Consider the following 17,930-nt stretch of genomic DNA (forward strand, 5'->3'; position numbering starts at 1 on the left):
AGGGCCGCCGCGGGGTTGAGGCTGTCCACCAGGCCGGTCGGGATGGCAGCTCGTTGGACTTCGCCCAGCACAACCCCATATTGTACCGAAGGAGCTTTGAGCGTGAGACTCGCGCGGATGGCCCTTCTCGCAGCGGCCTTCGTGGCCGTCGCGGTTCTTTTCCCCTTCTCCTCGGCCGGAACGGCGACGGAGAGGGTGGCCGTCAGCATCTCGATCGACGGCGCCATCGGTCCGGCGAGCGCGCGCCAGCTGAAGGAGGCGCTCAAGGCGGCGGCCGAGCGCAATGCCGAAGTGTTCATCCTGCAGCTCGACACGCCTGGCGGCCTGGTCACCTCGATGCGCGAGATGATCGCCGATATCCTGGCCTCTCGCGTTCCCGTGATCGGCTATGTCGCGCCGGCCGGCGGTCATGCGGCGAGCGCCGGAACCTATATCCTCTACGCCACCCATGTCGCGGCGATGGCGCCCGGCACAAATCTTGGCGCGGCGACGCCAGTCGAATTCGGCGGGCTGCCCTCGCTTCCCGGCGGTGAGAAGGACGAGAAGGACGGCGGCGGGGCCGGCGACGCGATGATGGCCAAGGTGACTAATGACGCGGTGGCGCTCATTCGCTCGCTCGCCGAGCTGCGCGGCCGCAACGGCGACTGGGGCGAGAAGGCCGTGCGCCAGGCGGCGAGCCTGTCGGCGAGCGCCGCTCTGCAGGAGCACGTCATCGACTTCGTCGCCCGCGACACGGCCGAGCTGTTGCAGCTTGCCGATGGCCGCACCGTCGACGTGGCCGGCAAGAAAGAGGTGCTGGCGACCAAGGGTCTGCCGGTCGAGACGCTGGACCCCGGCTGGTTCATCCGGCTTCTCGCAGTCATCACCGATCCGAACGTCGCCGTCCTGCTGATGCTCGTCGGCTTCTACGGCATCGTCTTCGAGGTCACGAGCCCCGGCGCGGTGGCTCCGGGCGTCATCGGCGGCATCTGCCTCGTGCTCGCCCTCTATGCGCTCGATCTATTGCCGATCAACTATACCGGGCTGGCCCTGATGCTGCTCGGCATCGCCTTCCTCATCGTCGAGGCCTTCAATCCGACGGTCGTGCTGGGGCTCGGCGGCGTGGCCGCGTTCCTGCTCGGCGCGGCCATGCTGCTCAAGGTCGAGGGTCCGGGCTTCGCGATATCCTGGGCGGTCATCGGCCCCGCCGCGGCGCTGACGCTGGGGCTCGCGCTGCTTGCCGGCAGCTACCTCTGGGCGGCGCGACGCAATCCGCCGCGCATCGGCGGCGAGGCTATGCGCGGCCTGCCCGTGCAGATCCTCGACTGGCAAGGCGGCGAGGGCCATGTGCTGGCGCTCGGCGAACGCTGGCGGGCAAAGGCCGATGGGCCTATCGCGCCGGGAGATCGCGCGGAGGTGACCGCCGTCAACGACCTCGTGCTGACGGTGCGCCGGCGCGACGCCGGAAACGACGGGGCAGGAAACGACGGAGCAAAACAATGACAGTCGCTTATGTCGCCTATCTGATCCTTGCGCTTGTGGTGATCATGTTCCTGTCGGCGGCCATCCGCATCCTGAGGGAATATGAGCGCGGCGTGGTCTTCACGCTGGGCCGCTTCACCGGGGTCAAAGGGCCCGGCCTGATCATCCTCGTGCCCTTCATCCAGCAGATGGTGCGGGTGGACCTGCGCGTGGTGGTGCAGGACGTGCCGCCGCAGGACGTCATCTCGCGCGACAACGTCTCGGTGAAGGTCAACGCCGTGCTCTATTTTCGCATCGTCGATGCCGAGCGCGCGATCATCCAGGTCGAGGATTTCATGACCGCCACCAACCAGCTGGCGCAGACCACGCTGCGCTCGGTGCTCGGCAAGCACGAGCTCGACGAGATGCTGGCCGAGCGCGACCGGCTCAACAGCGACATCCAGGAGATCCTCGACCAGCGTACCGACGCCTGGGGCATCAAGGTCTCCAATGTCGAGATCAAGCATGTCGACCTCAACGAGAGCATGATCCGCGCCATCGCCAAGCAGGCCGAGGCCGAGCGGCTGCGCCGCGCCAAGGTGATCAACGCCGACGGCGAGCAGCAGGCCGCGGCAAAGCTGGTCGAGGCCGGCAAGATGCTGGCCGAGGAGCCGCAGGCCATGCAGCTGCGCTATTTCGAAGCCCTGCACGACATCGCCGGCGAGCGATCCTCCACGGTGGTCTTCCCGTTGCCGGTGGATCTGCTCAGCCAGTTTTTGAAGGGGCAGGGGAAGGGCGGGTAATCTCTCCTTGAGGGTCCTGTACAGTCACGGAAGGTGACGGAGGGGGTCGCCGCGCGTGGAACGCCAACTTCTTTTTCGTTGCGACAGGGTACCGGAGCTCTATGTGAGACGACCCCTTCTGGCCTGCCGACCATCTCTATTTACAAGGGGAGAGATAGGCGCAGCGCTCAATCCGCCTCGCCGCCTGAACCCTTGCCGCACTCGGCCAGCACCTTGCCGATCGCGGCACCGGAGCCTTTCAGCGGAAAGTTAACGTCGCCGTATTTGTCGGCCGACACCATCACGTCGCCCTTGCCGCGCAGCAGCGCCAGCAACGAGTCGGACGGGCCGGAGAGCTCGGCAGTGAAGTAATTGTACATCGCCTCGAGTTCGAGTTTTTTCGTCAGGCTCTTGTCGCCGGTCTTGAAGGTAAAGGAGCTGCTGATGCCGGGTTCGAGCTGCCCGCCCGCGGCGCCGAGATCATAGCTCAGCACCGGCTTGTCGAAGCAGGCCAGCATCAGATGCGCATCGCCCTTCGGCCCGCCGCAGACCGATGCCGTCATCACGCTGCCGCCCTCATCCTCCTCCATCTTGGCGGACCAACTGCAAGAGGCGGCGTGGGCGGGGAGGGTGGTGAGCAGTGCCAGGATGATTGTCGCCAACGCGCTTTTCATGATCGCTCCCCCTTGTGACGGTTCGATCATACCGAAATTGGCGAAAGCCGGCGAGTGCGCAATCTCCCCACCCGGGGATATAAGGCCGGCGCTATCAACTTTTCCCGCGCGATCGGCAAATCACCGCCGCCACGGTGGCTCGGGCGAAAATCGCTTGCCGATCCAGTCGGCGAAGGCACGGGTTTTGGCGGCCTGGCCCTTGGCTGAGGGCATGACGACATAGACCGCGCCCTCGTCGGCCAGCGTCCAGTCCTCCAGGATCGGTACCAGCCTTCCGTCGGCGAGCTCGCGCCCGACCAGCCAGTCGGTACTCATCATCAGGCCGAGGCCTTGCACGGCGGCCTCGACCAGCACCTCGGCGTCGTCGCTGACCAGCGGCCCGGAAACCTCGACGCGCGCGCGGCGGCCTTCGCGGTCGGTCATCTCCCAGGCCGGAAACGTCTGGAACCCTGTGAAGCCCAGGCAGGAATGTTCAAGCAGCGCCTGCGGCGTCTCCGGCCTGCCTCTTTGGGCGAGGTAGGAGGGCGCGGCGCAGAGCAGCCGGCGCCGCGTCGTCACCTTGCGCGCCACCAGGCGCGAATCCTCCAGGCTTCCCAGCCGGACAGCGACGTCGAAATTCTCGGCGACCAGGTCGGCAAAGCGGTTGGAGAACTCGGCCTCGATGCGCACATCAGGGAACTCAGCGAGGAACTGCGGCAGGAACGGGGCTATCCACATGCGCCCGAACGTGCCGGGCAGCGCCAGCCGGAGCAGCCCACGCGGCCGGCCGCCGGCATGCGCGGCGGCGGCCGCTTCCGCCTCGTCGACCAAGGCGAGGATAGCGCGCACGCGCAATAGGAACTCCGCGCCCGCCTCGGTCAGCGACACGCTGCGCGTTGTGCGGTGGAGCAGCCGCACCCCCAACCGCTCTTCCAGCGACAGCAGGCGGCGCGACAAGATGGTCGGGTCGCGCCCGACCCGCGCCGCCGCCCTGGTGAAGGAGCGCGCCTCGGCGACAGCCGCGAAGGCCGCCATTTCGGCAAGGGCGGAGGGTTCATGGGATTGCTGCATAGTTTGCAATACTCAAATGCAAAGTCCAACGATTATCGAAGAATAGAGCAGCAGATAGGTTCGCTCAATCGTCAATCGACTACCTATGGAGCGAACACATGAAAGCCATCGAACTCAGCCAGCCCAGGCTCGACGCCTTCCGCGCTGCCAGCGTCGCCACGCCCGAACCGCAACGCGGCGAAGTGCTGATCCGCCAGCGCGCGGCGAGCCTCAATTTCGTCGATGTCGCTGCGGCGAGCGGTAATTACCCCGGACCGGTCTTCCCGCTTATCCCGGTCGCCGACGGTGCCGGCGAAATCGTCGCGCTCGGCGAGGGCGTCACGAATTTAGCTGTCGGCGACCACGTCGTCGCCCACGCCAAGCCGCGCTGGATCGGCGGCCCGCCGCGGCCCTACGAGATGAGAGAGATGCGCGGCATCTCGTTGCCCGGTTCGCTTGCCGAATATGTCGCGCTGCCGGCCAATTCCGTCGTGCCGATCCCGGCGCATCTCTCCTTCGAGGCGGCTTCGACCCTGCCCATCGCCGGCACCACTGCCTGGAACGCCATCCGCGCCGCCAACATCGGCCCGGGTTCGGTCGTCGTGTTGCTCGGCACCGGCGGCGTCTCGATCTTCACGCTGCAGCTTGCAAAGGCCGCCGGCGCCACCGTCATCATCACCTCTTCTTCGGATGAGAAACTGGAGCGGGCGAGGGTGCTCGGCGCCGATCACCTCATCAATTACCGCGCCACACTCGATTGGGACGGCAAGGTGCTGGAGCTGACTGACGGCCTCGGCGCCGACCTCGTCGTCGAGACTGGCGGCACCGCCACTTTCGCCCGAGCCGTCAACGCCACGGCACCCGGCGGCACACTGTTCACCATCGGCTTCGTCACCGGCGCCGAGGCCACCGTCAACCTGCTGCCTATCATCATCAAGGCGCTGAAGGTGGTTGGCAACAATACCGGATCGGTGTCCGACCTGCGCGATGCCGCCCGCGCCATCGGCGCTGCCAAGATCGAGCCGGTCGTCGACAGGGTGTTTTCGCAGGATGAAGCGACCGAAGCCTACACCCACATGGCCGCCGGCGGCCTGCATTTTGGCAAGCTGGTGTTCGGGTTGGATTGGTAGGAAGAGCTGAAGCCATGGCAGCAGAAGATTGGCGAGGCGGAGGTGACAGGCCCCTTGAGGGAAGATGACCGGTCCACCCTCCGTGGCTGCAGCGCGGCTGCCGCGGAGGGCGGGCAGCGCAGATGCCTCGCGCGATCTTCTTTCCCTACGCGACCTTCTCCAGGGTGATCGGCTATCTCGCGCTCGTTGGCGTGTAGCCGAAGCGCCGGCGGAAGCAGCGATTGAAGTAGGACACGTCGCTGAATCCAATTGTCAGCGCAATTTCGCTGACGCGCATAGCGCCATTGTGCCTCTGCGAGAGCATTCTGTGCGCGCTCTGCAGGCGCAGTTCGAGAACGCGCTCGGAAAAGCTGATGCCTGTCTCCTGAAGCAGATCGTGAACATAGCGCGCCGACAGGCCGAGTTCCTTTGCGACCCCTTGCGCGGAGATGCCGGGGTTGGCGAAATTGTCCGCGATCTTCGCCAGCACCGCCTGCAGTCTTGCCGCCCGCAGGCCTCGCAGCCCGGCCAATTCGGCAGCCCGGCCTTTCGCGCCGGTCACCAGGCCGATCAGATCGACGATCGTTTCCGTGGCGTGGGTTATCAGGTCAGGCGAGGCGAGGGGGCGACCGCTCTCAAGCAACTGGCAATAGCGTTTGAGAAGATCGAGGGCTTCGTTTTCGGCGCCGATCTTCAACGCCAGCCTGTCATCGATCTGTGGGAAGGCCTGGGTTAGGATCGCGCGCGGGACGACCACGTTCGTCCACAGGTTTTGGTCGGCACCGGTCATTTTCAGCGCTTCCGCCGCGGTGACCAGGGCTGCTTCTCCCCGGCCGACGCTGTACTCGCGGCCGGCCTGCGCCCCGGTCAGCACGGTGTCGGCCCTGTTGATCAGCAGCAAATATCCGTCATTGCCGTCATCGGCGATGTTGCTTGCCTTCCTCGTCGCATGCTTGATCGTCCCGGCCATCCGGCCAAGCACCAGCGACCCGACGGCCGTGGCCTCGATCGCCGCTTCGAAGGGCAGGTTTTCCGATATGCCGTATTCGACCGACCAGATCTCGGCGACGTGGATATCCTGCCAGAGGGAAAATCGATCGCGCTCGCCAAGATGCTTCGGCAAATCAGCCGATGAAAACACCGTCTTCCGTGACAATAGCTTACCCCCGATAAACATTCGCGACTTCTAATATGTGAACGCGATGCTTTTCATTCCAAGAATAACCAGCGACATTAACTGCCTGGCGTTCAGGTGATCGATCTTTAATCGAGTTCAACCACGCGTGGCGTCACCCAAAAGTATGACGCCGCGGAATCCAGCGAGACCGGGCGTGCAGAAGACAGGAGGCGTGGTGGAGAGGCTGGGCAGCGAAGTTCTTGGTTCGATTATCGGCGACATCTATGATTGCGTTTTGAGCCCGGAAGGCTGGGCCGCGGTAATGACCCGGATCACAAAGGTTATGGACGCAGCCTATACCACCATCGCGCTTGCCAGCACCGCCGACAATCATGGCCGGTTCGCGGCCCAATCACCCTGGGATCCCATGCAAATGCGTGTGCTCCAGGAGGATTATGACTTCGATGCGATTCCCGGGCTGAAGGCCGCGGTCGTCGGCGATATCGACACGCCCGTCGCGACGCTGTCGCATATGAGCGAAGCCGAACTTCAGCAGACGCCTTTCTTCCAGAATTGGGCCAAACCGCAAGGATTGCGTGAAGGCTGCATCATCAAATTCGTTCACACACCGGACCGGATCGGCCTCATGGGTTGCACCACGCGGGCCGACCGGGAAATCATATCGGTCGAAGAGCAGGGTTTCATGGCATTGCTCTCGCCGCATCTGCGCCGCGCCTCCCTGATTGGAGATCTGCTCGATCAGGCTCGCGTAACCGCCAGTCTTTATCGTCAGGCGCTCGACCATCTGGCCGTGCCTGTCGTGCTGACTGGCGCCAACGGAGCGATCCTCCATGCCAATGGGGCTGCCCAACAGATGCTTTCGGCGCAAGGTCCCATTCTTTCCAGGCACGGCCTGCTCCAGGCGCAGAACCCGGCGGTGGTCCTCGCCCTGCAGGAAGCGATCGCCAGTGCCGCGAGCGCGGATGCCTCGCTTGGCTCGCGCGGCATAGGACTGCCCATTTCGGCCTCGGGCCAGCCGCCCGCCGTCGCCTACGTATTGCCGTTGACCGAAGGAACCGCGCGGGCGGTTTTCCGGCCCGCCTGTGCCGCTGTCTTCGTGTCGACCACGACGTCCGCCTCGCCATTGCCGGAGGCCGTTCTCACCACGCTGTTCGACCTGACGCCGGCAGAGGCGCGCGTCCTGCTCAGGATCGGCGGCGGCTTGTCCGCGCCCAGGAGCGCGGTGTCGCTCGGCATCGGCGAGAACACCCTGAAGACCCACCTCAACCGGATATTCGCCAAAACCGGCACGCGGCGCCAGGCCGATCTCGTCAAACTCATTTCGGACATGGGCGCCCCATTGCGTCCCATTGGCGCCGAGTCGTCTCAAGAGTGATCGCGTAGCGTCACCCCCGTTAGAGCGTTTCACCGTTTCACGGAAACGGCGAACCGTTCTATCTCTTTGTTTTGACGCAATTCCGGACGGAAGGCTACGGCGGAAGCGCCGAGCTTAACCGCTCACACTTTTCCTGGAATTGCGCTTAGTCCCGCCAAATCCGCGGCGCGCGCCGGTCGACTGCGGCTGATCGGCCACACCGATCGGGAAAGTGCGAGGGTGCGTTCCAGGACAATTCTATTGCGACCCAGCCCAAGACGCGAGGCGCCGGACAATGCAACACCGGGGCCGTCGACAACAGCTGGATCTCCGCGAAGCATTTCCGCGGCGGGGAACGCAACATTTCTGGGGCAGCAAATTGACAGTGAAATCAATATTTCTCGCGACAGCCATCATTCTCACGCCTGCCGGCATTGCGTCCGCGGCCGACATCGGTGAGAGCTCGCCTGTCGCCGCCTACGACTGGTCCGGCCTCTATGCCGGCGTTCACTTCGGCTACGTCGCCGGAAAATCCAATCTCTTCATCGCCGGTGCTGGCGTTGGCGGCACCGACGTCAACGTTCCTCTCGATCCGAGCGGTTTTATTGGCGGCGTCCACATCGGCGCCAACCAGGAATTGGCGAACGGCTTCGTGCTCGGCGCCGAGGCCGACATTGCGTACAGCAATGCAGATGGGTTGGACACCTTCACCGGTGCCGGGGCGCTGCTCAAGGGCGAAGTCAAGTGGTCGGGCTCGGCGCGGCTGCGGGCTGGCTATGCCTTCGATCGGACCTTGCCTTACATCACAGCAGGCGTGGCCGCCGCCAAATATGAAGTGACGGTGATCGCCACCAGCGGTTCAATCCCAATCCACGACGAAACCTATCTTGGCTGGACGGTCGGGGCGGGCGTCGAGCACGCTTTCACCGACAGGTGGATCGCCCGCGTCGAATATCGCTATACCGACTTCGGCAAAAAGGATCTCTCGGTACCGCTTTTTGGTCCTGGCACGGTTTCGAACCTCGATCTCAAGTCCCACGATTTGCGGGTCGGCCTGAGCTACAAGTTCTGATCCGACGGGCCGAATGAGCCAGCTAGGAAAGCAACATTTTCGGCGCAATGAAAACCATTGCTCGTTGGCGTCCGCGGCGGTCGCCAACGAGGTGGCGATAGCCGCCGGCTAAACGTATTCGGCCCTATGTAAGCACGGCCTGTGCGCGAAGAGACGCAAGGGCCGGGCAGATCTTTGCGCCGGTCCGGAACAGAAACGCATTTTCGCATTCGAGGGGCTCCTGATGCATCGCTGTTCAATCGTCGTTGCGTCACTGATCGCCGCGACATCCGCCAATGCGGCGGACACCATACAGCCGCTGGCCGGGGAGACGGCGGCGACACTGCTTATTTCCGGCTATGGCGAGTTCTATCTCGGCGGCCTTCGCTTTGTCGGCGACGACTACACGACCCGGGCCGGCGGGGGCGCCGCGCGCGTCAACGTTGCGTTTGCGCAGCGCTGGAACCTGCAGGGCGATCTGAGCTACGACCGCATCTGGGGCCACTATGCTCCTTTGGATGACACGCGCGGCGCGATCCACTTCTACTACCGCGACCCCGACAGCTTCGCCGCCGGTCTTTTCGCCGCCTACACATCGATTGGCGAAACCGGCGTACCCGTAAGCAGCTATGCGATCGGCCCGGAAGCCCAGCTCTATTTCGGCAATCTGACCCTTTACGGCCAGGTCAGTGTTGGCCAGCTCACCATCAACGACTTCCATGGCGACCAATGGGGCGTGCGCGCCGTGGCGCGTTATTTCGTCCTGAAGAACCTTCGCATCGATGGTGAGCTCGCCTTCGACAGAACGGATTACAACGGCTTCAACGAGGACATATTCGGCGCCGCCGTGCAGGCCATGTACCGGTTCGAAGACACGCCGTTGTCGCTGTTCGGACGCTATCAATTCGAACGGAGGAAGTTCGAATCGTTCACCGCGGACAATAGGAGCAACAAGTTCGTCATCGGGCTGCGCGCCAGCTTCGGCAGCGAGACGCTGTTCGACGAGGACCGCAATGGCGCGACGATGGACACCCATGGATCCGCTTCGGTGATCAGTACGAAGTGAGTCGGGCTGCATTGGCGAAGACGGCGGAGCTGGCTATCTCCCCTTTATGGTGGGGAGATGCCCGGCAAGGTAGAGGGGTGCCTCGCGCCACCCTCAGATCAATTTCTCCAGCGTGATCGGCAGATCCCTGATCCTTTTCCCTGTCGCATGGAACACCGCGTTGGCGATCGCCGGCGCGATGCCGACGATCGCCAGCTCGCCAACGCCCTTGCCCCCAAGGGCGGAGGAGTGCGGATCGGGAATGCCGACCGAGATCGTCTGGATATCGGGAATGTCGGCATTGGTCGGCAGCATGTAGTCGGCGAAATTGCCGTTGACGATGCGGCCGTGGCGGCGGTCGACGATGCCTTCTTCAAGCAGCGCCTGGCCGATGCCCATGATGATGCCGCCCTTCCACTGGCTCTCCGCCAGCTTGGGATTGTAGAGCCGGCCGGAATCCAGCGCCGACACCACGCGCGACACGCGTACCGTGCCGAAATCTTCGTCGACCCTGACCTCGACGAAATGCGCGCACCAGGAGTGGCGCGACCAGTCGCCCTCGGTGTGCGGGATCGACATCGCTATCGTGGTGTAGTTCTTGTAGCGCTCCTCCGGCGTCGTGCTTGCCGGCAGAGTGTCGCCCTTGGCCTCGATATGCTCGCGGCCAAGCGCGCTCATCAGCTCGGCGATCGACAGCTCCGGCCCTTCGCCGCGCGGCGAGGCGATGCGGCCGTCGCGCACTTGCAGGGTGTTCGCCTGCAGCTTCTGGAACGGAGAACGCGGATCGGAAAGCGCCAGCCCGATCAGCTCGTCCAGCGCCTGGCCGGCTGCCTTGTAGACGGCGCCGGTCATGACGCCGGCAAGCCGCGAGCCGCCGGTGACGCCGGCGCGGGCAAAGTGCGAGTCGCCAAGCTTGACCGAGACCTGCTCCACCGGCACGCCGAGCGTTTCGGCGGCGGTCTGCGCCAGGATCGTGTAGGTGCCCTGGCCCATGTCGATGGAGGAGCTTTCGACCTCGACCGAACCGTCGGCCAGTATCTTCACCACCGCTTCGCCATGCGCGCGCCGCACCGGATAGGTGCCGGCCGCCACACCCCAGCCGATAAGCTGGTGGCCGTCGCGCATCGAGCGCGGCTGGGGCGAGCGCTTCGCCCAGCCGAAGGCTTCCGCGCCCGCCGCAAAAGCCTCGCGCAGCTGCCGCGTCGACCACGGCTTTTTCGCATGCGGGTCCTGTTCGGCATAGTTGATCAGCCGCATCTCCAGCGGATCCAGCCCAAGCTCATAGGCGAGTTCGTCGATGGCGCTCTCGATACCGAAGGCGCTCGGGTTCTCGCCCGGCGCGCGCTTGGCCCCCGGCACCACGGTGTTGACCCGCACGACATTCTGCTTGGAGGAGAAGTTGGGCGTGGCGTACATGATCGAGGTGACGGAGCCGAGCGGCTCGACCCACATGCCGTCGACCGCCGTCTCGTTGACGCCGCGATGCACGATCGACTGGATGCGGCCCTCGCGGTCAGCGCCGATCGCGACAGTCTGCCGCGTCGCGGCGCGGCCGCCATAGGAGGTGAAATTCTGCTGCCGGTTGAGCACCAGCTTCACCGGCCGGTCGAGCATCTTGGCCGCCGCGGCCGCCACCGCGCTGTGCGCCAGCGCCAGCGCCTTGGAGCCGAAGCCGCCGCCGATATAGGGCGAGACCAGCCGCACATTCTCGAACGGCACGGAAAACCACTCGGCATAGGTGCGCGCCATGCCATCCAGCCACTGGCTGGGCTCCCATATGGTGAGCTCGTCGCCTTGCCAGCGCGCGATCAGCCCATGCGGCTCCATCGCCGCCTGGAATTCGCGCGGCGTGTTGTAGGCCGCGCAGATGCGCGCCGGCGCTTCGGCGAAGGCGGCTTGCGCGTCGCCCCATTCCTTGGTCATGGCGTCGATCGGGATGCCGTCGCCGGCCTTGCCGTCGCTGAGGTCGACGATGGCCGGCGTCTCGTCATACCAGACCTTGACAAGTGCTGCCGCCGCCACCGCCTGCTCGAAAGTCTCGGCCACCACCGCCGCGACATGCTGGCCGGAAAAGGTGACCTCGCGCACAAGCGGCGAGAAGGTCGGCTGCGCGGGCGGGTTGCCGAACCAGTCCGACGCGCCGTTCAATTCCATGATGGTGTCGGGCGTCAGCACGGCGAGCACGCCGGGCGCGGTTTCGGCAGCGCGCGTGTCGATGGCGGTCACCTTGCCGGCGGCGATGGTCGCGCCGACCAGCACCGCATGGGTGAGCCCTTCGAGCTGCTGCTCGACGGCGTAGTGCGCCGCGCCGGTGATCTTGGCCGGGCCGTCGACGCGCGACAGCCGTCCGCCGACCGCTTCGAGCCGCGCGCTGTCGGACACTGCGTGTTTCATGTCATGAACGGTCATGCCGTCTCTCCCAATTTGAGGATGGCGCGCGCGACGACGCGGGGGCCGAGCGCAATCTTGTAGTGGTTGGCGCCATGGTCGACGGCGCCCTCCATGGCGAGATCGCTCGCCCTTCGGACTGTGTCTTCATCGAGCGCCTTGCCTTTGAGCGCGTCTTCGACGGCCCGCGCCCGCCACGGTTTCGTGGCGACGCCGCCGAGCGCGACGCGGATGTCGCGGATGGTGCGGCCATCGCCTTCGAGCTCCAGTCCGACTGCGGCACTTGCCGCCGCGAATTCATAGGACTGGCGGTCGCGCACCTTGATGTAGGTCGAGCGTCTGGCCGCGGCCGAGCCGGGAATCTCGATAGCCGTGATCACCTCGCCAGGGCGGATGTCGTGCTCTTGCTCTGCCGTGGCGCCGGGGGCGAGGAAGAAGTCCTCGACCCTGAGCTTGCGCTCGCCGAGATCGACCTCGGCGTCGAAGGCGACCAGCGCGACGGCGAGGTCGCCCGGATAGGTGGCGATGCAGGCTTCGCTGGTGCCGAGCACGGCATGGCCGCGCGTCACGCCGCCGATCGCCGAGCAGCCGCTGCCGGGCGCGCGCTTGTTGCAGGCCGGGAAGTTTTGCGGATCGCGGAAATAGGGGCAGCGCGTGCGCTGCATCAGGTTGCCGCCGATGGTCGCCATGTTGCGAAGCTGCGCCGACGCCGCCTGCCAGAGCGCCTCCGACACGGCCGGAAACAGGCTCTTCACTTGCGGGTTGTCGGCGACATGGCTCATCTTGGCGAGCGCGCCGATGACGGCGCGGTCGGCGGTGACGTCGATGGCGCTGAGCCCCTCGATATGGCTGATGTCGATGACGGTTGCCGGTTCGGCGACGCCGCATTTGGCGAGGTCGACCAGCGTCGTGCCGCCGGCCAGCAGCATGGCGCCGGGAAGGGTGGCCGCGTTGCGCGCGGCTTCCACGCTGTCGGCGCGGAGGTAAGCAAAATCTCTCATGAGCTGAGTTCCTTGGCTGCCTGGCGGACGGCGGCGACGATGTGCGGATAGGCGCCGCAGCGGCAGAGATTGCCCGCCATGTATTCGCGAATTTCCTCGTCGGAGCCGGCATGTCCCTCGCGAATGCAGGCCACCGCCGACATGATCTGGCCCGGCGTGCAATAGCCGCACTGGAAGGCGTCCTGCTCGAGGAAGGCGGCCTGCACGGCGTTGAGCGTGCCGTCCTCATCGGCCAGCCCCTCGATCGTGGTGATCGAGCGGCCTTCGACCTGGGCGGCCAGCGTCAGGCAGGCCAGCACGCGCTCGCCGTCGACATGCACGGTGCAGGCGCCGCACTGGCCCTGGTCGCAGCCTTTCTTGGTGCCGGTGAGGTGCAGCCGGTCGCGCAGCGCATCGAGCAGGGTGACGCGCGGTTCGATGTCGAGGGAATGGTCGCGGCCGTTGATGGTGAGGTGGATGGAAAGCGTGGTGGGACTGATGGTGACTTGGTCATTCATGAGGCGTCGGGCTCCAATTGCTGGACGCTTAAGCGGATGGAAATGGGACTTGGGAAGAGAGGGGCAAGGGTTGAGGCTGAGGACGAGGCGGGGCGACTCTCCAGCGGCCAAGGCAAGCTTTCCGTCCTTCAACACGTGACATGCCGCTTCCCCTGGTTATATGATAAAAGCACTCCACTAAAGCGGAGGTGCCTCCGTTTATTTAACTGGGGTCTGGCCAGTCATGGTTCAACCCCCCATATTGCGTTCAGTGGAGAAAAAAGTGCCGGACCCCCAGACGACCGCCGAAGCGACGCGTTATGCGCCAGCGCCAAAGCCGCTACGCGCCGATGCGCAGCGCAACCGCGACAAGCTGGTCGAGGTGGCCGCGCAGGCTTTCGCAGCTGACGGCGTCGACGCCTCGCTGGAGGAGATCGCCAAGCGGGCAGGGGTCGGCATCGGCACGCTCTACCGGCATTTCCCGACGCGCGAGCATCTGGTCGAGGTGGTCTACCGCCGCGAGGTCGAAGGCCTCTGCCATGCCGCCGAGGACCTGGGGCGCGAGCATCCGGCCGATGTCGCGCTGGAGCTCTGGATGCAGCGCTTCGTCGACTACATCGCCACCAAGCGCGGCCTCGCCACCAGCCTGCGGCTTTTGCTCACCACCAATTCCACGCTGTTCTCCGACACATCGGGCCGCGTCTCCGGCGCCATGCGAAGCCTGATCGAGGCCGCCGCCGCCTCGGGAAAAATCCGCGCCGATGTCGACGCCTCCGATGTCATGCACGCGCTCGGCGGCATCTACTCCGCCCCCAACACGCCGGACTGGCGCGAGCGCTCGGGACGGCTGGTGAAGCTGCTGATGGATGGGCTCAGGTTCGGGGCCAAGAAGGCCGACTAGCCTCGCCCTACGCCACCGCCGCTTCCACCTTGTATCGCAGCCACACCACGCCGCCCTCCAGCGTCTCCGTGCTGAAATGCCGGAGCGCCTTGCCGGCGGCCGGGCGGTCGTCGTTGGCGCCGACGAACTCGAAGATGCTCGGCACGCCGGCTAGCCCGTCTATGCCCGGATAGACGAGCAGGCTGATCTCGTCGATCAACCCGGCCTTCAAAAACGTGCCGTTGGTGATGCCGCCGCCTTCGAGCAGGATGGTCCTGATGCCGAAAGCTTCGCCCAGTGTGTCCATCGCCTGGTCAAGGTCCGTCCCGTCGGCACCGGCGAACAGATAGGAGACGCCGTCGGCCTGCAACTCGGCAAGATAGGCGTCCGACACGTGTTGGCCGAGCACGGCGATGACGTGATCGCCACCGGCATTGTCCTGGCCGTAGTGCAGCCGGCCATGCGGGTCGATCGCAACGGCGACATCGCGACCCCGGCGGTTGGCGACATGGGTGTCCAGCAGATCGCCCGAGGTGGCGGCCCCGGCCCGCTCGGTCCCCTTTGCGAAATCCTGCATCGACTTGCGGCCGACCATCCAGCCATCGGCCTCGAGCCGCGCCGCCACCGCCTCATAGTGCCGGTGCTCCCAGCCCGGCGCTATGCCGGCGGCCGGCGGCGTCCAGCGCCTGGGAAGCAGGCGCCCGTCGACCGAGCTCACCATATGGCAGATGATTTTTGGGCGCATGCGACTTCTCCGGTGTTCAGGCCGGCACGATGCAGGCATCGGGCGGCATCGTAAAGTGCTGGGTGTCATCCTCTCGCATTATCCGCGATGCAGCCTACATAGACCGCACTACCCACCCCGCATAAGGACCCTCCCATGCCCGAACAGCTCAAATTGAACGACGGCGTCACCATTCCCCAGATCGGGCTCGGCGTGTGGCAGGTCGATCCGGACATCACGGCCAAGGTGGTGCGTTGGGGCATCGAGGCCGGCTATCGGCTGATCGACACCGCCGAGGGTTACCGCAACGAGGAAGGCGTCGGCGAGGCGATCCGCGCCGCCGGCGTGCCGAGGAACGATCTCTTCATCACCTCCAAGCTGCGCAACGGCGCTCATCAGCGCGACGCGGCGCTGCGCGCCTTCGACGACAGCATGCAGAAACTCGGCATCGACCGGATCGACCTCTTCCTCATCCACTGGCCGGTGCCTAGCCAGGACAAATATGTCGAGGCCTGGAAGACGCTGGTCGAACTGCAGAAGGCCGGCCGCATCAGGTCGGTCGGCGTCTCGAACTTCAACCAGGACCATCTGGAGCGCATTATCGGCGAGACCGGCGTGACGCCCGTCGTCAACCAGATCGAATTGCACCCGCGCTTCCAGCAGCGCGACAAGCGCGAGTTCCATGCCAAGCACGACATCCAGATCGAGAGCTGGAGTCCACTGGGCAGCGGCCGGCTGCTTGCCGACCCGACGTTGGAAAAGATCGCCAGCAAGCACGGCAAGTCGGTGGCTCAAATCATCATCCGCTGGCACCTGCAGGAAGGGCTGGTGGTGATCCCGAAGTCGATCCACCAGGAGCGCATCGCCGGCAATTTCGACGTCTTCGATTTCGAGCTGGACGCCGACGATATGCAGACCATCCGCGGGATGGACTCGCGCGACGGCCGCACGGGGCCGGACCCGGCCACGGCGGCGTTCTTGTTCTGAGGGGTTGCGCCCCCTTGTCCCTTCATGGACCCGGCGACGAGCTGCCAATCCCCGCTCGTGAGAGGGAGATCAGCAGTTGCGCCTACACGTGCCAGCGCTCATCTTGTGGCGTCAAGATGGTCTTTCGCGATGTCGCTCCGAGGCCGGTGACGAAGCTTCGTATCTCGTCGATCAGGCGGTCGCAGCCTTCGCCCCAGATCACGTGGTCTCTGCCGGCCAGTTCGACGTATCTGGCGCCTTTGATGTGCGTTGCCAGGTAACGCCCTTCCTCCGGCCGTACCCAGCGGTCCCCCGTCCTTTGCACCACCAGCGTCGGGACGCCGATCGCGGGCAGGATGTCGCGAACGTCGACCTCGGTGCCCCAGCGCCAGAGCGCAATCGCGTCCGCGGGCGAGGCCGAATTTCGGAGGTAGGCAGCAAACCACTCACGTTCGACCATGTCTTCGGTCAGGCTAGGCGCCGCGTTGCTCATGTCGGCGGGCTTGCCCCATTGCCTCTCGACGGCGGCCACGTCGTCATCCACCTGCGCAACGGTTCTCGCCCAGGGATAGTCCTTCGACCACGTGCCCCTGGCGTAGGCTCCGGTGAGCACCAGCGCGGCTGTGCGCTCGGGATAGGCAGCGGCGAAGAGCATACACATCGGTCCACCCTCCGAGCTGCCAAACAGCACCGCTCGGGTGGAGCCGACTGCGTCCAGCACGGCGCGCACGTCTTCCATGCGCTCTTCCAGCGTAGGCAGGCCGACATTGCGGTCGGACAAGCCGGTGCCGCGCTTGTCAAGGCGGATCAAGCGCGAGAAGGCGCCAAGCTGCTTCAGCACATGCGCGAACCGTGGTGAATCCCAGGCAATGTCGAGATTGGAGACCCAGCCCGGCACATAGACGACGTCTATCGGACCGTCGCCGGTCACCTGATAGGCGATGTTGATCCCGGCCGATTTGACGTAGTGCGTGGGCGGCGGCATCGGCTCCCCGCCGGAAAGGCGGCCGTCGGCATTTGTCACGGAACCGGCCGCGGACTCGGCGATCGCAGCCAGACGCTTCGGGCGGGCCAATGTGCGCATCCGGCGTACTCTCAGCGTCTCATACAGCTCACGCGTTTCCGGGTCGGGCAGCAGCGCGAGGTCTCGCTGCAGCACGTCGCGGCAGAGCTCATACTGCTTCAGCGCGAAATTGATGCGGCCCTGCGCGGCATAGACTCGCATCAGGGCCCGGTGGGTATCCTCGCGCAGGGGTTCCATGACGAGCAGTCGCGCGGCCGTGCGCGCACAGGACGAAAGGTCGTTCGAGGTGCTGTAGTGCGCGATCAGTCTGTCCAATGCGGCGACCGCGATCGTCCTCAGGCGCTCGCGTTCGATTCGGAGCCAATCCTCGAAAGGCTCCTCTTTCAGGCTGAGACCGTCGAGCAGGTCGCCGCGGTAGACGACAAGCGCCTGCTCGAGCTCTCCAGGCGAGGAGCCTGCCGCCAGCGCCTCGAAGCGGGCGACGTCGAAATCGAAATCGTCGAGACGCAGCGCGATGCCGGCGCCTTCTGTCAGGAACCGTTCACTTCCGCACTTGTGCATGGCCTTTCGGATGGCCGAAACGGCTTGCCTCAGGCTCATCCGGGCCTGCGTTTCGCCACTGAGGCTCCACAGTAGTGCGGCAAGCTTCTCGCGCGACTGTGGCTGTCCCGCTTGCAGAGCGAGATAAGCCATTATTGCCCGTGCCTTGCGGCCGAAGGCCGGAGTCGCGGCTCCGTTACCGGCAAAGTCGAATCCGCCCAAAAGATAAAGATGAGGCCTGATCATCGGATTGCGCCCCGGCCACGGTTCTGGGCAATTCTTTCGCTTAGCCCCTGCTAATTCAACCGC

16 protein-coding genes are annotated in these 17,930 nt (G+C 65.2%); 8 read left to right on the forward strand and 8 right to left on the reverse strand.

Annotation, left to right across the window (positions count from 1 at the left end; genetic code table 11):
* The first annotated feature begins 102 nt into the window (after nucleotides 1–102).
* Both AC0L2L_RS14775 and AC0L2L_RS14780 read left to right on the forward strand, forming a co-directional pair.
* Nucleotides 103–1,482 carry an NfeD family protein gene (locus AC0L2L_RS14775; RefSeq protein ID WP_473579311.1) on the forward strand — a complete coding sequence of 460 codons (1,380 nt, stop codon included), beginning with the start codon at nucleotides 103–105 and terminating at the stop codon, nucleotides 1,480–1,482.
* On the forward strand, nucleotides 1,479–2,243 hold the full coding sequence (locus tag AC0L2L_RS14780) for a slipin family protein (RefSeq protein WP_473579312.1): 765 nt from the start codon (nucleotides 1,479–1,481) through the stop codon (nucleotides 2,241–2,243). The genes AC0L2L_RS14775 and AC0L2L_RS14780 overlap by 4 nt, the downstream gene beginning before the upstream one ends.
* Nucleotides 2,244–2,410: 167 nt before the next feature.
* On the opposite strand, the gene AC0L2L_RS14785 is transcribed toward AC0L2L_RS14780, so the two are convergent.
* Both AC0L2L_RS14785 and AC0L2L_RS14790 read right to left on the reverse strand, forming a co-directional pair.
* On the reverse strand, nucleotides 2,411–2,884 hold the full coding sequence (locus AC0L2L_RS14785) for a hypothetical protein (RefSeq protein WP_473579313.1): 474 nt from the start codon (nucleotides 2,882–2,884) through the stop codon (nucleotides 2,411–2,413).
* Between the two features lie 132 nt (nucleotides 2,885–3,016).
* Entirely contained in the window at nucleotides 3,017–3,946 is a 930-nt protein-coding gene (locus AC0L2L_RS14790) for a LysR family transcriptional regulator (protein WP_473579314.1), read from the reverse strand.
* 98 nt (nucleotides 3,947–4,044) lie between these two features.
* On the opposite strand from AC0L2L_RS14790, the gene AC0L2L_RS14795 reads away from it, so the two are divergent.
* On the forward strand, nucleotides 4,045–5,055 hold the full coding sequence (locus AC0L2L_RS14795) for a zinc-dependent alcohol dehydrogenase family protein (protein ID WP_473579315.1): 1,011 nt from the start codon (nucleotides 4,045–4,047) through the stop codon (nucleotides 5,053–5,055).
* A gap of 172 nt (nucleotides 5,056–5,227) precedes the next feature.
* On the opposite strand, the gene AC0L2L_RS14800 is transcribed toward AC0L2L_RS14795, so the two are convergent.
* Nucleotides 5,228–6,190, reverse strand: a complete 963-nt coding sequence (locus AC0L2L_RS14800; RefSeq protein ID WP_473579316.1) for an AraC family transcriptional regulator — start codon at nucleotides 6,188–6,190, stop codon at nucleotides 5,228–5,230.
* A 193-nt stretch (nucleotides 6,191–6,383) separates the two neighbouring features.
* Between AC0L2L_RS14800 and AC0L2L_RS14805 the strand changes: the two genes are divergently transcribed.
* The 3 genes from AC0L2L_RS14805 (at nucleotide 6,384) to AC0L2L_RS14815 (ending at nucleotide 9,643) form a co-directional block, all read left to right on the forward strand.
* Complete coding sequence (locus tag AC0L2L_RS14805) at nucleotides 6,384–7,547, forward strand: helix-turn-helix transcriptional regulator (protein ID WP_473579317.1); 1,164 nt, start codon at nucleotides 6,384–6,386, stop codon at nucleotides 7,545–7,547.
* A 274-nt stretch (nucleotides 7,548–7,821) separates the two neighbouring features.
* Entirely contained in the window at nucleotides 7,822–8,598 is a 777-nt protein-coding gene (locus AC0L2L_RS14810) for an outer membrane protein (RefSeq protein WP_473579318.1), read from the forward strand.
* 223 nt (nucleotides 8,599–8,821) lie between these two features.
* On the forward strand, nucleotides 8,822–9,643 hold the full coding sequence (locus tag AC0L2L_RS14815; protein WP_473579319.1) for a hypothetical protein: 822 nt from the start codon (nucleotides 8,822–8,824) through the stop codon (nucleotides 9,641–9,643).
* Nucleotides 9,644–9,736: 93 nt separating this feature from the next.
* Here the strand turns inward: AC0L2L_RS14815 and AC0L2L_RS14820 are convergent, their stop codons facing one another.
* The 3 genes from AC0L2L_RS14820 to AC0L2L_RS14830 are packed head-to-tail and all read right to left on the reverse strand — an operon-like array spanning nucleotide 9,737 to nucleotide 13,508.
* Complete coding sequence (locus tag AC0L2L_RS14820; RefSeq protein WP_473579320.1) at nucleotides 9,737–12,031, reverse strand: xanthine dehydrogenase family protein molybdopterin-binding subunit; 2,295 nt, start codon at nucleotides 12,029–12,031, stop codon at nucleotides 9,737–9,739.
* On the reverse strand, nucleotides 12,028–13,011 hold the full coding sequence (locus AC0L2L_RS14825) for an FAD binding domain-containing protein (protein ID WP_473579321.1): 984 nt from the start codon (nucleotides 13,009–13,011) through the stop codon (nucleotides 12,028–12,030). The genes AC0L2L_RS14820 and AC0L2L_RS14825 overlap by 4 nt, the downstream gene beginning before the upstream one ends.
* Entirely contained in the window at nucleotides 13,008–13,508 is a 501-nt protein-coding gene (locus AC0L2L_RS14830) for a (2Fe-2S)-binding protein (protein WP_473579322.1), read from the reverse strand. The genes AC0L2L_RS14825 and AC0L2L_RS14830 overlap by 4 nt, the downstream gene beginning before the upstream one ends.
* Before the next feature lie 262 nt (nucleotides 13,509–13,770).
* Here AC0L2L_RS14830 and AC0L2L_RS14835 point away from each other — a divergent pair, with 262 nt between their 5' ends.
* On the forward strand, nucleotides 13,771–14,388 hold the full coding sequence (locus tag AC0L2L_RS14835; RefSeq protein WP_473579323.1) for a TetR/AcrR family transcriptional regulator: 618 nt from the start codon (nucleotides 13,771–13,773) through the stop codon (nucleotides 14,386–14,388).
* 7 nt (nucleotides 14,389–14,395) lie between these two features.
* Here the strand turns inward: AC0L2L_RS14835 and AC0L2L_RS14840 are convergent, their stop codons facing one another.
* Nucleotides 14,396–15,112, reverse strand: coding sequence for a dihydrofolate reductase family protein (locus AC0L2L_RS14840; protein ID WP_473579324.1), 717 nt, complete (start codon nucleotides 15,110–15,112; stop codon nucleotides 14,396–14,398).
* 135 nt (nucleotides 15,113–15,247) lie between these two features.
* Between AC0L2L_RS14840 and AC0L2L_RS14845 the strand changes: the two genes are divergently transcribed.
* The gene (locus tag AC0L2L_RS14845) at nucleotides 15,248–16,078 is read left to right on the forward strand and encodes an aldo/keto reductase (protein ID WP_473579325.1); all 831 of its coding nucleotides are present in this window, start codon (nucleotides 15,248–15,250) and stop codon (nucleotides 16,076–16,078) included.
* Nucleotides 16,079–16,160: 82 nt separating this feature from the next.
* Here the strand turns inward: AC0L2L_RS14845 and AC0L2L_RS14850 are convergent, their stop codons facing one another.
* The gene (locus AC0L2L_RS14850; RefSeq protein WP_473579326.1) at nucleotides 16,161–17,681 is read right to left on the reverse strand and encodes a bifunctional AfsR/SARP family transcriptional regulator/alpha/beta hydrolase; all 1,521 of its coding nucleotides are present in this window, start codon (nucleotides 17,679–17,681) and stop codon (nucleotides 16,161–16,163) included.
* Nucleotides 17,682–17,930: the final 249 nt, after the last annotated feature.

The sequence above is a fragment of the Mesorhizobium sp. WSM4832 genome, assembly GCF_055811115.1.

Excerpts from the sequence above, each read along its gene's own strand:
- AC0L2L_RS14780 (WP_473579312.1), top strand. The coding sequence starts at position 1,479 with ATGACAGTCGCTTATGTCGCCTATCTGATCCTTGCGCTTGTGGTGATC.
- AC0L2L_RS14790 (WP_473579314.1), bottom strand. The coding sequence starts at position 3,946 with ATGCAGCAATCCCATGAACCCTCCGCCCTTGCCGAAATGGCGGCCTTC.
- AC0L2L_RS14795 (WP_473579315.1), top strand. The coding sequence starts at position 4,045 with ATGAAAGCCATCGAACTCAGCCAGCCCAGGCTCGACGCCTTCCGCGCT.
- AC0L2L_RS14810 (WP_473579318.1), top strand. The coding sequence starts at position 7,822 with ATGCAACACCGGGGCCGTCGACAACAGCTGGATCTCCGCGAAGCATTT.
- AC0L2L_RS14815 (WP_473579319.1), top strand. The coding sequence starts at position 8,822 with ATGCATCGCTGTTCAATCGTCGTTGCGTCACTGATCGCCGCGACATCC.
- AC0L2L_RS14820 (WP_473579320.1), bottom strand. The coding sequence starts at position 12,031 with ATGACCGTTCATGACATGAAACACGCAGTGTCCGACAGCGCGCGGCTC.
- AC0L2L_RS14825 (WP_473579321.1), bottom strand. The coding sequence starts at position 13,011 with ATGAGAGATTTTGCTTACCTCCGCGCCGACAGCGTGGAAGCCGCGCGC.
- AC0L2L_RS14830 (WP_473579322.1), bottom strand. The coding sequence starts at position 13,508 with ATGAATGACCAAGTCACCATCAGTCCCACCACGCTTTCCATCCACCTC.
- AC0L2L_RS14840 (WP_473579324.1), bottom strand. The coding sequence starts at position 15,112 with ATGCGCCCAAAAATCATCTGCCATATGGTGAGCTCGGTCGACGGGCGC.
- AC0L2L_RS14845 (WP_473579325.1), top strand. The coding sequence starts at position 15,248 with ATGCCCGAACAGCTCAAATTGAACGACGGCGTCACCATTCCCCAGATC.
- AC0L2L_RS14850 (WP_473579326.1), bottom strand. The coding sequence starts at position 17,681 with ATGAGCCTGAGGCAAGCCGTTTCGGCCATCCGAAAGGCCATGCACAAG.